Source organism: Janthinobacterium sp. FW305-129 (assembly GCF_020858115.1).
Classification (GTDB): Bacteria; Pseudomonadota; Gammaproteobacteria; order Burkholderiales; family Burkholderiaceae_D; genus Janthinobacterium.
Window position 1 is genome coordinate 203,831 of record NZ_JACYMM010000012.1, and the last position, 14,683, is coordinate 218,513.

Genomic DNA, 14,683 nt, shown 5'->3' on the forward strand with positions numbered 1-14,683 from the left:
CGTAGCGTAACACGGAGGTTCGCTGATTTACACGAGTCCCAGCTCCACCGGTTTGACGCCGGCAAACACGTGATCGAGTTGCGCCGGGGTCAAGCCGAAGGTGCGGCGCAGCAAGCCGCCCAGCACGGCCCGGTATTCATTCAGCACGGGCATGTCGCGGTTCTGGAACAGGTTCGCCTGCGAAATCGCCACCTGCTCGCCCGCCACCTGCTTGCCCTTGATCCCGCCGCCGAGCACCCAGAACACGCTGCCGTGGCCATGGTCCGTGCCGCGGTTGCCGTTTTCGCGGAAGGTGCGGCCAAATTCGCTGACCACCACCACCACGGCATTGCGCCAGGCGCTGCCCATTTCCTGCGAAAATGCGGCCAGGCCCCGCCCCAGTTCGTCGAAGCGCCCTGCCAGATAGCCGTTGGCGCCGCCCTGCCCCACGTGCGTATCCCAGCCGCCCACGTCGACGAAACCGAGGTTGTATTTGTCCTTCATCAAGCGGGCGATGCGCTGCGCTTCCAGTTCAAAACCCTTGGTACTGATGGCGTTGCGGTTGGCCGCCTGCATTTCTCCCGTCAATTCCCGGCTCACGTCCGCGCGCACGGCAAAGCCCGCGCTGACCGGTTGCTGCAAGGGCGTGCCCTGGTACATGGCGGCGATGAGCTGGCTTTGACGCGCATCAATACCGGACTTGCCCACCGAGCGCAGCCCCATGTTCGGCACTTGCACGCCGCCCTGGAAGATCAGCGGCAGCTGGTCCGTGAAGGAAATGGCTTGCTTGCTGCCATTGAGGCTTTGCGCCAGCCGGTTCAAGAAGCCCGAGCGGAAATCGCGCCGGCCGCCGATCTCCTGTCCCAGTTCGATGCTGTCCTGCGTCTCGAAATGGCTGCGCGTCAAATCCGTCGTGCCCGCAAACGGGATGAAGGCCGCCTCGCCGCCGGTGAACATGGGATAAATGCTCTCGCGCAAGGCCGGATGCAAGGCCCAGTCGGCGTTCAAGGCCAGCGCGCCGTTTTCCTCGCCGGGTTTCGCGATGGCAATATTCGGCCGCGCCGCATAGTAAAAATCGCTGCCGACCGGCACCAGCAGGTTATTCGCGTCATAGCCGCCGCGCAGGAAGACGAACAGCAGCTTCGCATCCGTGGCGGGCGCGGCCAGCAGGCTGCCCGCGTGAGTGAGCAAGGGCGCGGCGGCCAGGGCTTTCAACAGGTCACGACGGTTCATGGCAACTCCTTTCAGTATTTAACGCGTGAACAAAACCGTAGCGAGCGGCAGTGAATTGTGGCCGAGACGCGGAACTGTGCGAATGCACAGTGAGCATCGCAGGCCGCAAGTCGCGACGCGCAGCAGGTTTTGGCAGGCGTTTTAGCGGTGCATCATTTCCGGCGAAGAGAGCAGAAATGTATTCCACTCCTGCGGCGAGGCGGCCTGGTCCAGGGCCTGGCGCGTGGCCGGACTCAGGCCTGGCTGCAGCGACTGGTAATACAGGGCGCTGGCCAGCTGGGGAAACGCGACTTTTTCCTGCGGCTGCGGCCCCTCCGTCCTGAACAGGCCGGCGCTGCCCGAACCGATGGTGCGGGCGATATCGAAGCGCGTCGTCATCTGGCCGGGGCTGGCCCAGGCAGCGTCCGTCAAGGGATAGCCATCGGGCGTCTGGCGCCCGTACAGGGGCTGGCCCATGCGCGCGAGCCAGCTCAGCATGGGGGCCGCGTTGAGGATGGGCCTGTCGTCATAGCTGAGGCGCACGGCCGACACCACATAATGCATGGGGTCCTTGAATTTCTTGCCCAGCGATTGCCTGAACTCGGGACTGCTGAACATGGTCTGCAGCACGTCGGCGATCATGCCGTCGCTGTGCCGGAAGGTGGCCGCCATGCGCGCCACCAGCGCTTCGGGCGGATTGTCGCCGACGAAATACTGGGCCAGCTTGCCGCTGATAAAGTGCGCGGTGGCGGGATTGCGGCTCAGGCGGTCCAGCGCTTCATCGAGCTCGGCCAGTCCCCTGCCCTTCACCGTTTGCCCCAGGAATTGTTTATCGCCGTAATCGTGACGGTTCGGATTGAATTCGAACAAGCCCTGGCGCACGTATTGCGATTGCAGCGCCGGTTTCACCTTCGGCGTATCCGTGCCCAGGTTGACGCCCACGCCCGTGAGGATACGCGCCAGTTCCTGCACGTCGGTCTGGCTGTAGCCGCCGTTCACGCCCAGGGTGTGCAGCTCCATCAGCTCGCGCGCATAGTTTTCATTGATGCGCTTGACGGCATTGGCTTCATTGTCCAGGTAGCGCAGCATGGCCGGATGGTGGACCGTGGCGCCCAGCAAGTCGCGAAATTTCCCCAAAGCATGCGGTGCGATGGCGTTCGCCTCGTAATCGCCGACCATGGCGCGCAGATTGTGCTTACCCTGGTGCACGCTGAAATGGTTGAGCCAGAACCAGCTCAGCTGCTGCTGCAACTGGTTAGTCGAATACACGTCGAGCAACAGCGAGCGCGTGGCCGCCTCGCGCGCCAGGCGATTGAGTTCCTGCTGATACTCCTTTTGCGCCTGCTGCTTCGCCATGTCGTCCATGACGCCGGCGGACGCCTTGCGCTTTTGCTCCACGGACATGACGAGCTGATCGAGCGGCACCTGGCTGATGGTCATGGCGTCGATCTGCGCCTGCACGGCGGGCGGCAGGCTGGCCTTGCCTGGATGCAACTGCGCCTGCAGCCAGGCATTCCAGCCTTGCTGCTGCAGCTGGCGCACGCTGTCCCCGTTCACGCCCCAGCTGACCCTTTGCAGCATGGCAATGTCCTGCGCGGCGCTGGCCGGCGCGCGATGATCGGCCTGGGCGGCAGGTTGCGTTGCGGTGCAGCCGGCCAGCAGCAGGGACATCAAAACCGTCGGCAATAATCGGTTGGGGGTCATGGCTATCCTTCAAGCGGTTTCATGCAGAATGCCTGAGGGTACGCCCAGCTTGACCCGCGCATGATTGCCATTTGCAACGAGTTGTAATTAATAATGCTATTTTATTAATTCCGCACACTTGTCGCGCAGGAAATCGCGCAGCTGCAGCACCAGCGGCGTCACTTGCGCCCGGTGCGTGCAGACCAGGTGCAAGGGCGTGGCCTCGCCCGCCACCTCGGGCAACAGCGCTTGCAGGCGCCCGGCGGCCAGGTCGCCTGCCACATCGAGCCGCGATTTGCAGGCGATACCGAGGCCCGCCACGGCCCAGCGCCGCACGAGGTCGGCGTCGTCGGCGCTGCGGTTGCCGCTGACGGACACCGTCACTTGCTCGCGCTGGGGCAGGCGGTAAAAGGTCCAGCGGTCGTGCAAGCCGTCTTCCAGCGCGAAGCGCAGGCAATTGCGCTGCGACAAGTCTTCCAGCGCCAGCAACGGGCCATGTTCGCGCAGGTAGGCGGGCGAGGCCACCAGCACGCGGTCGTTGGCGGGGGCGATCGGCATGGCGATCAGGCTCGAATCGTCTTGCTGGCCATAGCGGAGGGCCACGTCGACTTGCTGGCGCACCATGTCGGCCACCCGGTCGCTGACGCTGAGCTGGTAATGCAGCTTCGGATGGCGCAGCTGGAATTCGTCCAGCCAGCCCAGCATCAGGTTGCGGCCCAGGTCGGAAGGCATGGCAATTTTCAAGGTTCCGCCGAAACTGTCCTTGCCGGCCAGCAGAGCATCATGGCCTGCGCGCAGCAGGCGCAAGGCTTCGCGCGCATGTTCCAGGTATTGCGTGCCTTCCGGCGTCAGGCTCAGCGAACGGGTCGTGCGGGCCAGCAGGCGCAAGCCCAGCTCCCCTTCCAGGCGCTTGACGGCGGCGCTGGCCAGCGCGGGCGAGATGCCGATCTCGCGCGCGGCCGCCGACAAACTGCCCCGGTCGGCCGTGCGCACAAATACCTGCAAGTCATCGAGTCGCAGCAATTTTCAGCATTCCTTTGAAAGTGTTTCGGTACGCGCCCCCTTTTTCCAAGGCGACAATACGACCATCATACGGTATCCACTCAACGAGGAAGCACATGAAAGCCATCGCCTACCACCACAGCCTGCCCATCACGGATGCCGACGCCCTGCTCGACATCGAGCTGCCCGTGCCCGTCGCCACGGGGCGCGACCTGCTCGTCGCCGTCAAGGCCATCTCCGTCAATCCCGTCGACACCAAGGTGCGCAAGAACCGCGCGCCGAAAGACGGCCAGCCGGAAGTGCTGGGCTGGGATGCGGCCGGCGTCGTCACGGCCGTCGGCCCCGACGTCACCCTGTTCCAGGTGGGAGATAAGGTCTGGTACGCGGGCGCCATCAACCGCCCCGGCAGCAACAGCGAATTTCAATTAGTCGACGAGCGCATCGTCGGTCACATGCCGGCCAGCCTCGATTTCGCTGCGGCCGCCGCCCTGCCGCTCACGGCCATTACGGCCTGGGAACTGCTGTTCGACCGCCTGCAGCTCAGCCGCGACAAGAGCCTGACCGGCAAGTCGTTGCTGGTGATCGGCGCGGCCGGCGGCGTCGGTTCCGTGCTGGTGCAGCTGGCGCGGCAGTTGACAGGCGTCACCATCATCGGCACGGCTTCGCGCGCGGAAACGGCCGACTGGGTCAAGCAACTGGGCGCGCACCACGTGATCGACCACAGCCTGCCGCTGGCCGCCGAAATCACGCGCCTCGGTTTACCGCCCGTCGATTACGTCATCAGCCTGAACCAGACGGACAAGCATTTCGAACAGATCGTGGAACTGATCGCGCCGCAGGGGAAATTTGCCCTGATCGACGACCCCGAGCACATCGACGTGCGCAAGTTCAAGGGCAAGAGCGTGTCCCTGCACTGGGAACTGATGTTTACCCGTTCCCTGTTCCAGACGGCCGACATGGTCCAGCAGCATGCCTTGCTGGAAGAACTGGCGCAGCTGGTGGATGCGGGCATCATCAAGACCACCGTGGCCGAGCGCTTCGGCACGATCAATGCGGCGAATTTGAAACGCGCGCATGCCCTGCTGGAGAGCAATACGGCGAAGGGAAAAATCGTCCTGGAAGGTTTTAACTGATCAGGTAATCAGGATGGCCCGGAAATCATTGACATTCGTCAAGGTCGGGCCAGTGATCACGGCGTTTCCCAGCGCCTGGAAGAAGCCGTGGCCATCGTTGTTGTCGAGGCTATCGCGGGGCTTGATGCCCAGCGCCCAGGCACGCTGCAAAGTGTCGGGCGCCAGGAGCGCACCGGCGATCTCTTCCTGGCCGTCGACGCCATCCGTGTCGCCGGCCAGCGCATGGATGCCCGCTTGCCCATCGAGCGCGATGCCCAGCGCCAGCAAAAATTCCACGTTGCGCCCGCCGCGCCCATTGCCGCGCACGGTAACCGTCGTTTCACCGCCCGACAGCAGCACGCACGGGGCGGGAAACGGCTGGCCCCGTACCGCCGTTTGCAGCGCGATGCCGGCCATGACTTTGCCCACGTCGCGCGCCTCGCCTTCCAGGCTGTCGCCTAATATATACGGCGTGACGCCGGCCGCGCGCGCCACGGCGGCGGCCGCTTCCAGCGCCATCTGCGGCGTGGCGACCAGGGTCGTGCGCGTGCGCGCCAGGCGCGGGTCACCGGGTTTCACGGATTCGCCGCGCCCGCTTTCCAGCGTTTTTCTTATGCTGTCCGGCAAGTCCATGCCATAGCGGCGCACGATGGCCAGCGCATCCTCGCACGTCGTCGCGTCGCCCACCGTGGGGCCGGAGGCGATATCGCCCAGCTTGTCGCCAGGCACGTCGGAAATGGCCAGAGTGATGACTTGCGCCGGATGGCAGGCGGCCGCCAGCCGGCCGCCCTTGATGGCGGACAAATGGCGGCGCACGCAATTCATTTCGCCGATGGTGGCGCCCGACGCCAGCAGCGCGCGGTTCAACGCTTGCTTGTCGGCCAAGGTGATGCCGTCCAGCGGCAGGGCCAGCAGGGACGAGCCGCCGCCCGAGATCAGGCACAGCACCGTGTCGTCCGCCTGCAAGTTGGCAACTAATTCCAGCATGCGCTGCGCCGCCTGCATGCCGGCCGCATCCGGCACAGGGTGCGACGCTTCCACGATCTCGATGCGTTCACACGGCACGGCATAGCCGTAGCGCGTGACGACGAGGCCCGACAGCGGCCCCGGCCAGTGCCGCTCCACGGCTTGCGCCATGGCGGCCGAGGCCTTGCCGGCGCCGATGACGATCAGCCGTCCCTTGGGCGCGGGCGGCAGATGGGGCGGTATGCAGTGCGCTGGCTGCGCCGCCTCGATGGCGGCGTGGAACATTGCTTGCAGCAAGGCGCGCGGCACGGCGGTGGTCGTCATTGTCAATTCCTCCGGTTCGATGGCAGGTTCGTTTAACGGTTCACTTAGCGATTCACTTAGCGATTCACGATGCGCGCGGGAACGCGCAGCACCAGTATGGCGCCCAGCAGCATGACTGCGGAAAGAATATACAGGGCCACGTCGGTGCCGCCCGTCGCATCCTTGATCCAGCCGACGAGGAAGGGGCTGACGAAGCCGGCCACCTGGCCCAGCGAATTGATCAGCGCCAGGCCGCCGGCCGCCGCCGCGCTGCCGAGAAACGCCGTGGGCAGGGGCCAGAACATGGGCAGGCCAGACAGCGCGCCCATGGTCGCCAGCGACAGGCCGACGATGGCGACGACCACGTTGCCGTGCGCCTGGGTGGCCAGCAGCAAGCCGCACAGCGCCATCAGCAGGGGGCCGCTCAAATGCCAGCGGCGTTCCTTGTGCTTGTCGGCCGAACGGCCCACCCAGATCATGAAGATGCTGGCGCACAGGTAGGGAATGGCGCTGATCCAGCCCACGGCGACGGGGCTGGCAAAACCCAGCGACTTGACGATGGTGGGCAGCCAGAAGTTGATCGCATACACGCCCATCTGGATGCAGAAATACACGAGGCCCAGCATCCACACGTGCTTGTTGCGCAAGACGCTGGCGAAGGTGTCGGCCGTATTCGCGCCGTTGCGGCGCTGGCGTTCGTCCTCGTCGAGGTCGGCGCGCAGCAGCTGCTTTTCTTCCGTATTCAGCCACTTCGCCTGGGCGATGCCGTCGTTCAGCAGCACGTACACGAGAAAGCCCAGCAGCACGGTAGGGATGCCTTGCAGCAAGAACATCCATTGCCAGCCGGCCAGGCCGCCGTGGCCCGCGAACGATTGCATCATCCAGCCCGACAAGGGGCTGCCCAGCAAGCCGGAAATGGGAATGGCCGACATGAACAGGCCCATGATGCGGCCCCGGCGCGAAGCGGGATACCAGTTCGTAAAGTACAGCACGATGCCGGGGAAGAAGCCCGCCTCGAACACGCCCGTGATGAAGCGCAGCGAGTAGAACGCGGCCGGCGTGGTGACGAACATCAGGCAGGCCGAAGCGATGCCCCAGGCGATCATCAGGGTACCGATGACCTTGCGCGCGCCCAGGCGGTGCAGCAGCAGGTTGCTGGGCACGCCGCTGGCCACGTAGCCGATGAAGAAAATGCCCGCGCCCAGGCCGTACACGCTTTCGCTCCATTGCAGCGCATCGAGCATTTGCAGCTTGGCAAAGCCGACATTCACGCGGTCCAGGTAATTGAACAGGTAGCAAATGAAGATGAAGGGGATCAGATGCAAGGTGACCTTGCGGTAGGCGCCTTCGCGCACGCGGTCCTGCGCGGACGCGCCGGCGGGCAGGCTGGCGCCTGGTTGGGTGGTCATGGGTGTCTCCTGAGTATTTTTTTATGGGATACGAGCAACCCATCGTACAATCGCCGGCAGAAACAGTCATCGGGCGGATGCACGAAGAAATATAGTGTTTAATCCGATGATTCCATGCAAATGCACAAAACCATAAGGCGACCAGCCATGCCGAGCATCGATTTTCCCCTGGCGCAAGACATCGTCCGGCGCACCATGCACATCATTCCGTTCAGCGTCAACGTCATCGATGCGCGCGGCGTGATCCTGGCCAGCGGCGACCCGCAGCGCGTGGGCGACCTGCATCCGGGCGCGCAGCTGGCGCTCGCCCGGCGCGCCAGCGTGGAAATCGGCGCGGCCGACATGGCCAGGCTGCCCGGCACGCGGGCCGGCATCAACCTGCCCCTGACGGTGCGCGGCGAGATTTGCGGCGTGCTGGGCCTGACGGGCGAGCCCGATGCCGTGCGCCAGTTCGGCGAACTGGTGCGCGCCATGGCGGAAATGATGCTGGAGCAGGCGCGGCTGCTCAGCGAGTTGCAGCACGAAAAGCGCTACCGCGAGGAATTCGTGTTCCAGCTCGTCTACCGCACGGGCATTTCGGACGCCAGCATGCAGGCGTGGGCGGCGCGCCTGGCCGTCGATCTGCGCGTGCCGCGCGCCATGTTCGTGCTGGAAATACCCGATGCGGGAGAAGGCCCGGGCGAGCGGCTGGACCAGGTGCTGACGCAGCTGCAGCAAGTGCAGTCCGACCTGTCGGCGCGCTGGCCTGCCCTGCTGATGGCCGTCGTCTCGCCGGGCGAACTGGTATTGCTCGACGCCTTTCCCGCCAGTGGCCCGCAGCAGGCGCGCGCGGCGCAGGCCAGGCAGCGCCTGCTCGAACTGCACCAGGTGGCGCAGCAGGCGCTCGCGCCGGCCGCCACCCTGTCCATGGGCGTGGCCTTGCCGGGCCTCGACGGGGCGACGGCTTCATATGAATCGGCGAAGCAGACGGCCCGCGTGGGACGCGCCCGCGATGGCGCGCAAGCCACTTTTTCGTATCTGGAACTGAGCCTGCCCGTGCTGCTGTCCGGCCTGCAGGACGGTTGGCAGGCTGAGCAATTGCGCCAGACCCTGGCCCGCCTGCAGGCGCACGACCGCAAGGCGGGCACCCTGATGCGCACCCTGGCCGCCTGGTTCCGCCACCACAGCCACCCGATGGCCACGGCCAGGGCGCTGCACATCCACCGCAACACGCTCGATTACCGGCTGCAAAAGATCGCCGAACTGACGGGGCTGGACCTGGACGACACGGATGACCGCCTGCTGCTGTATGTTGCCCTGCAGCTCAATGAAGGTTCGCCCGGCTACAATGGCGGCCCGACTGAAAAAACAGGAATGCCATGAACGACGCCATCGAGTGGACCAGTCTTGCCCGCACTTTCGGGCTGTTTACCGTCACGGCCGTGGCTGAACTGCTGGGCTGCTACCTGCCCATGCTGTGGCTGAGCAACAAGGGCAGCGCCTGGCTGCTGTTGCCGGCCGCCGTCAGCCTCTTGCTCTTCGTGTGGCTGCTGACCCTGCACCCGGCCGCCAGCGGCAGGGTCTACGCCACGTATGGCGCCATCTACATCGCCACGGCGCTGGGATGGCTGTGGCTGGTGGACGGCGTCACGCCCGCCTGGACCGATGTGACGGGCGTGGGCCTGGCCCTGGCCGGCGCCGCCGTCATTGCCATGGGGCATAAGACGGCTTGATGTGCATCAAGCGGCATGCGCGCGGAAATTCGTTTCCGCCGACCATGCCGCGCTGGCGCGGGCCAGCAGCACGGCTTCGCCATCGGCCAGCCAGTCGTCCGCATCGGCGATCTTCCACATGGCCTGCAGCAGCTTGCGGCGCAAGTCCGGGTCCGTGATTTCATCGAGCAGGCTGTCGATCACGCCATGGGCCAGTTGCACGGCGCCATGCACGGTCGAGGTCAGCATGTCGTCGCACAGGTCTTGCAGCAATTGCTGGAAGGCGGCCGGTTCGAGGTCGATATGCTCAAGAATCTTGCTGCGGTGCATGGCCTGCAGCTCGGCGCTGGCCAGGTTGCCATCGACCACCATCATCAGGGCCAGAATACGTCCCGCTGCCTGGGGACTGTTCATTTCATAGGTACGCATAGTCTTTACTTTCCATTGTTGGTTTGAAAAGCGCGCCACCGCCGTGCGGGGCGCGCCGTACTGCTGTTTTACTAACTCGCTGTTTACTTCTTGTCGCTACGGGTGATGAACACGCTCGCCACGCAGCTCGATACGATCAGCACCGCCACCACCAGCAGCGACGCTTCCACCGGCACGTGGTACCACGGCATGACCAGCATCTTGGCGCCGATGAACACCAGCACCATCGCCAGGCCATACTTGAGCATGTGGAAGCGGTCCGCCACGTCCACCAGCAGGAAGTACAAGGCACGCAAGCCCATGATGGCGAACAGGTTCGACGTGAAGACGATGAACGGATCCGTCGTGATGGCGAAGATCGCCGGGATCGAGTCCACCGCAAACACCAGGTCCGTCACCTCGATCAGGATCAGCACGAGGAACAGGGGCGTGACATAGCGCAAACCGCCCTTTGCCACGAAGAAACGCTCGCCGTGGTCGCCGTCGGCCACCCGCAAGTGGCGGCGGGCAAAGCGCAGCACGGGGTTGTTCGCCACGTCCGGCTCCGCATCGGCCGCCACCAGCATGCGCATGCCGGTAATCAACAGGAAGGCGCCAAACAGGTACAGCACCCAGCTGAACTCGCTCACCACCCACGCGCCGGCCATGATCATCACGGCGCGCATGACGATCGCGCCCAGCACGCCGTAAATCAAGACGCGGCGCTGGTACTGGATCGGCACCTGGAAGGCGCTGAAGATCAGCAGGAAGACGAACACGTTATCGACCGACAGCGCTTTCTCGATCAGGTAACCGGAGAAAAACTCCAGCGCCTTCTGGTTGGCGATCTCGGGACCGGCCGTGCCGTTCAGATACCACCACAGGCCGCCGTTGAACAGCAGGGCCAGGCTGACCCACACGAGCGACCACGTCGCCGCTTCCTTGACGCCCACCTTGTGCGCCTTGTTGCCGCCGAAGACGAACAAGTCCAGCGCCAGCATCAGCAGGACGAAGGCGATGAAACCGGCCCACATGGGCGCCGTTGCAATGCTCTCCAGGCCGTTCATCGGCGGCCTCCGCAATAATCTGTCTGTATCCTGATGCCCATGGCATTCTCCTTGCATGAATTGAGCAGTCATCATAGGCTGAATATAAACATCGAACAAATCGAATATAATTTACGAATACATCGAAAAAGTCGATGCATTAATTTGCCGGGAACAAACATGTCGACACTCAACTTCAAGCACTTGCGCTATTTCTGGATGGTGGCCAAGACGGGCAGCATCGCCCGCGCGGCCGAGCAGCTGCACCTGACGCCGCAATCGATTTCGGGCCAGCTCAGCGACTTTGCCGACACCCTGGGCGTGGAACTGTTCCGCCGCAGCGGGCGCAAGCTGGAATTGACGGAGACGGGCAGGCGCATCCTCAGCCATGCGGAAGAGATTTTCAGCACGGGCGATGAATTGCTGGAAATCGTGCGCGACCAGTCGCGCACGGCGACGACCACGTTTCGCGTCGGTTGCGCCGATTCCGTGTCGAAACTGATCGCCTGCCGCCTCGTCGAACCGGCGCTGGGCCTGGCCGAACCGCTGCGCATGATCTGCCGCGAAGGCCGGCTGGCCAGCCTGCTGGCGGACCTGGCCGTTCACCGGCTGGACCTGATCATCGCCGATCGCCCCATGCCGTCCCATTTGAGCGTGCGCGGCTACAACCACCTGCTGGGCGAAAGCGGCATGACCCTGTTCGGCACGCCGGCGCTGGCCGCCACCCTGGCAGGCGGCTTTCCCCGCTGCCTCGACGGCGCGCCGCTGCTGCTGCCGGGCGAGGATTTCGCCATCTACGGCCGCCTGCTGCAATGGCTGGGCGAGCACAATCTGCACCCGCGCATCGTCGGCGAATTCGACGACAGCGCCATGATGCAAGCGTTCGGCCAGTCCGGCGCCGGCCTGTTCTTCGCCCCCACCGTGATCGCGCCCCAGGTCTGCGAACAGCATGGCGTGGTGGCGCTGGGGCGGGTCGACAGCCTCGTCGAGCAAGTGTATGCGATCACCACGGAACGCCGTTTGAGCCACCCGGCCACCGTCGCCATCAGCCAGAGCGCGCGGCGCGAACTGTTCGTGTAGCAGTTCCACAACTGAAGTTCCACAATTAAAACCCCGCAAATACATTTGATCAAATACATCTATATAATGGCAAGTCTCCCCGACGCCTTGCGCGCCCCTTCCAGGACTTGCCGCAATGAAGCACTTGCACGACATCCCCTCTGCCTTCAAGCATGAATTTGCCAACCCGCGCCTGTGGTGGTCGCGCGCCGTCGTCGTCGGCATGGCCGCCGTCGCGGGCCTCGTCGTCGTGGGTTTTACGTGGCTGGCGGAAACAGCGCTCGATTGTTTTCTCTTTTTTAACGGCAAGGCCTGGTGGTTCGCCCTGCTGTGGACGCCGGCCTGCGCCGCCCTGCTCGTCTGGCTGACGCGCCGCTACGCGATGGGCGCGGCCGGTTCCGGCATCCCGCAAGTGATGGCGGCACTGGACCCGGCCGTGGCGCCCGAGCAGCGCTCCTTGTTTGTCTCCCTGAAACTCAGCGCCGCGAAGATCGGCCTGACGGCGGGCGGCTTGCTGGGCGGCTTGTCGCTGGGACGCGAAGGGCCGTCCGTGCAGATCGCCGCCGGCGTGATGCTGGCCGCGCGGCGCTGGCTGCCCCGTCACTCGCAAGTGAGCGCCCACTCGCTGCTGGTGGCGGGCGGCGCGGCCGGCATCGCGGCCGCCTTCAACACGCCGCTGGCGGGCGTCATGTTTGCCATCGAGGAATTGTCGCGCTCGCCCGAGCAGCGCAACAGCGGCTTGATTGTCGCCGGCATCGTGCTGGCCGGCATGATGGCCGTGTCCATCCACGGCAATGCCACCCATTTCGGCATCATCCATCCGGGCCCCATCGGCCTGGCGCTGGCACTGCCAGGCTTATTGGTAACGTTGGTCGCGGGCGTGGCCGGCGGCCTGTTTGCGCGGCTGCTGCTGGCGTCCGCCCGGGGCAATCCGCTGGGGAAATTGTCCGCGTGGAGAACAGGCCGGCCCGTGCTGTTCGCCGCCGTCTGCGGTTTGCTGGTGGCGGCCATCGGCATCGCCAGCCACGGCGCCACGTTCGGCAGCGGCACCGTGGCCACGCGCGCCATGCTGGAAGGTTCCAGCGACGCGGCACCGGCCTTTGTGGCCTTCAAATATGTGGCGACGTGGCTGACCGTGTGGTCGGGCGTGCCGGCCGGCATCTTTGCACCATCCCTGGCCATCGGCGCCGGCATCGGGCATGACATTGCGCAATTGCTGCACTACCCGCACGCGCCCGCGCTGATCGCACTGGGCATGGTGGGTTTCCTGGCCGCCGCCACGCAGGCGCCGCTGACGGCGTTCATCATCGTCATGGAAATGGTCGACGGCCACGGCATGGTGCTGAGCCTGATGGCGTGCGCGGTGGTGGCCAGCACCGTCTCGCGCGTGCTCAGCGAACCGCTGTACGGCGCGCTGGCGCAGCTGCAGCTGCAGCGGCTGCCGGCGCCACCGAACTAAAAATGGCTGCAGGGGCGCAGCAAGCTGCCGTCCTGCCATGCGCAGACGGTGCGCGTGCCGTCCTCGGCCCAGTTGCGCTCCAGCCCGTGCTTTTCCCCATGCACGTAATGGAGGTGCGCCTTTTCGCGGCCGTCCGGCCACCAGGCCTCGTACAGGCCGGTGCGCTGACCCTCCAGGTACGTCCCGCGCTCGGCCAGCCGGCCATTCGGATGAAACGCCTCCGCCTGGCCCGACAGCACGCCATCGGCAAAATGGGCGCGGTTGCTGACCTGGCCATGCTCGTCAAAGCTCAGGTATTCGCCATCGGCAGGCTGGCCCGCCTGGTACCGCAATTCACGGCTCAGCTGGCCATTCGCATGGTAGTGGCTATGCAAGCCCTCGTACTCGCCGCCGCGGTAAGCCTTGCGGCTTTTTAGCGTGCCATCCGCATACCAGGCGACGTTCACGCCGTCGAAGTCGCCCTCGCCGTTGCGCTCTTCCAGCAGCGCCGGCTGGCCATCGGCGAAATACACGCTGCGCTGGTGGACGTAGTCGGGCGACTCCGGATCCGCGTCGCGCAGCCAGGCATCCATGTGCAGCTTGCCTGGCGGCTGCGCGAAATGCAGCTGCCAGTGCCAGGCCTGACGGCCCGCGTCGTGGCGCAGCGGCGCGCGCTGCTCGTACATGGCGGCGGCCCGCCCGGCAGGCTGATAATCCGCGTCGAAGTATCGGGTGGCCGACTCAGTGGCCATGGAAAGGGATGAACCGGCCAGGACGGTAGCCAGCAAAACGGGAATGACGATCTTCAAGGCATGCTTTCATCAACACTGCGACAGCGCCGATGATAAGGGCAAGCGGAGCGGCCCGGCCACACGCTTGCCGGCGACTACATGGTGAACGGAAACGGCTGCATGCCCGCCTGCCTGTCATCGGGGGCGACGACGGCCAGCAAGGCGCTCAAGCCCTGGTTCAGGTGCGCCAGGCTGGCGGCATCGAGCTGCGCCAGCGCACTGGGCAGCAAACCGCGCGCCGGCTGCGGCGCGCCGGCGATCACGGCATGCCCTTCCACCGTCAGGGTCAGCGTCACGACGCGCTGGTCGGGCTGGTCGCGCGCCTTGCGCACATAGGTTTTTTTCACCAGCGCCTCGACCAGGTTGCTGGCCGTCGTCTGGTGGATGGACATCTTGCTTGCCAGCTCGCCCATGCGCAGGCCTGGCCGCTCCAGCAATTCCTGCATCACCCACAATTGCGCGCCCGACACGCCGCATTGCTTTTCGACCTGTGCCGAATGCCGCTGCGCCGCGCGCATGACGACGCGCATGTTTTGCAAGGCCAGGCTTTGCGCCTTGGCCACCGCCGATACTTCCGCTTCCAC

The 14,683-nt window shown here is 65.1% G+C and carries 14 protein-coding genes; 5 read left to right on the plus strand and 9 right to left on the minus strand.

Going from position 1 to position 14,683, the window contains the following annotated elements:
• Positions 1–27: 27 nt before the first annotated feature.
• From IGS61_RS23390 to IGS61_RS23400, 3 genes are all read right to left on the minus strand, one after another.
• The gene (locus tag IGS61_RS23390; RefSeq protein WP_230541793.1) at positions 28–1,212 is read right to left on the minus strand and encodes a DUF1501 domain-containing protein; all 1,185 of its coding nucleotides are present in this window, start codon (positions 1,210–1,212) and stop codon (positions 28–30) included.
• A 141-nt stretch (positions 1,213–1,353) separates the two neighbouring features.
• Positions 1,354–2,895, minus strand: coding sequence for a DUF1800 domain-containing protein (locus IGS61_RS23395; RefSeq protein ID WP_230541794.1), 1,542 nt, complete (start codon positions 2,893–2,895; stop codon positions 1,354–1,356).
• A gap of 96 nt (positions 2,896–2,991) precedes the next feature.
• Positions 2,992–3,897, minus strand: a complete 906-nt coding sequence (locus IGS61_RS23400; protein WP_230541795.1) for a LysR family transcriptional regulator — start codon at positions 3,895–3,897, stop codon at positions 2,992–2,994.
• Between the two features lie 95 nt (positions 3,898–3,992).
• Between IGS61_RS23400 and IGS61_RS23405 the strand changes: the two genes are divergently transcribed.
• A complete protein-coding gene (locus IGS61_RS23405) occupies positions 3,993–5,009 on the plus strand; it encodes a zinc-binding alcohol dehydrogenase family protein (RefSeq protein ID WP_230541796.1) in 1,017 nt (338 codons plus the stop codon).
• Here the strand turns inward: IGS61_RS23405 and IGS61_RS23410 are convergent, their stop codons facing one another.
• Positions 5,010–6,278, minus strand: a complete 1,269-nt coding sequence (locus tag IGS61_RS23410) for a glycerate kinase type-2 family protein (protein ID WP_230541797.1) — start codon at positions 6,276–6,278, stop codon at positions 5,010–5,012.
• A gap of 56 nt (positions 6,279–6,334) precedes the next feature.
• A complete protein-coding gene (locus IGS61_RS23415; RefSeq protein WP_230541798.1) occupies positions 6,335–7,666 on the minus strand; it encodes an MFS transporter in 1,332 nt (443 codons plus the stop codon).
• A 147-nt stretch (positions 7,667–7,813) separates the two neighbouring features.
• On the opposite strand from IGS61_RS23415, the gene IGS61_RS23420 reads away from it, so the two are divergent.
• Complete coding sequence (locus tag IGS61_RS23420; protein ID WP_230541799.1) at positions 7,814–9,028, plus strand: sugar diacid recognition domain-containing protein; 1,215 nt, start codon at positions 7,814–7,816, stop codon at positions 9,026–9,028.
• Positions 9,025–9,378 (plus strand): YnfA family protein, encoded by a 354-nt coding sequence (locus IGS61_RS23425; protein ID WP_230541800.1) that lies wholly within the window; start codon positions 9,025–9,027, stop codon positions 9,376–9,378. Before IGS61_RS23420 ends, IGS61_RS23425 begins: the two co-directional genes overlap by 4 nt.
• 6 nt (positions 9,379–9,384) lie before the next feature.
• Here IGS61_RS23425 and IGS61_RS23430 read toward each other — a convergent pair whose 3' ends face one another.
• Together IGS61_RS23430 and IGS61_RS23435 are read right to left on the minus strand one after the other, a co-directional pair.
• On the minus strand, positions 9,385–9,786 hold the full coding sequence (locus IGS61_RS23430) for a TerB family tellurite resistance protein (protein ID WP_230541801.1): 402 nt from the start codon (positions 9,784–9,786) through the stop codon (positions 9,385–9,387).
• Between the two features lie 83 nt (positions 9,787–9,869).
• Positions 9,870–10,832 carry a TerC family protein gene (locus IGS61_RS23435; protein ID WP_329958086.1) on the minus strand — a complete coding sequence of 321 codons (963 nt, stop codon included), beginning with the start codon at positions 10,830–10,832 and terminating at the stop codon, positions 9,870–9,872.
• A 159-nt stretch (positions 10,833–10,991) separates the two neighbouring features.
• Here IGS61_RS23435 and nhaR point away from each other — a divergent pair, with 159 nt between their 5' ends.
• Positions 10,992–11,891 (plus strand): transcriptional activator NhaR, encoded by a 900-nt coding sequence (nhaR, locus tag IGS61_RS23440; RefSeq protein WP_230541802.1) that lies wholly within the window; start codon positions 10,992–10,994, stop codon positions 11,889–11,891.
• 115 nt (positions 11,892–12,006) lie between these two features.
• Positions 12,007–13,329 (plus strand): chloride channel protein, encoded by a 1,323-nt coding sequence (locus IGS61_RS23445; protein ID WP_230541803.1) that lies wholly within the window; start codon positions 12,007–12,009, stop codon positions 13,327–13,329.
• Here IGS61_RS23445 and IGS61_RS23450 read toward each other — a convergent pair.
• Positions 13,326–14,117: a toxin-antitoxin system YwqK family antitoxin gene (locus IGS61_RS23450; protein WP_230541804.1), complete on the minus strand. Its 792-nt coding sequence runs from the start codon at positions 14,115–14,117 to the stop codon at positions 13,326–13,328. The two genes, IGS61_RS23445 and IGS61_RS23450, sit on opposite strands and share 4 nt — an antisense overlap.
• Positions 14,118–14,194: 77 nt before the next feature.
• A complete protein-coding gene (locus tag IGS61_RS23455) occupies positions 14,195–14,683 on the minus strand; it encodes a MarR family winged helix-turn-helix transcriptional regulator (RefSeq protein WP_230541805.1) in 489 nt (162 codons plus the stop codon).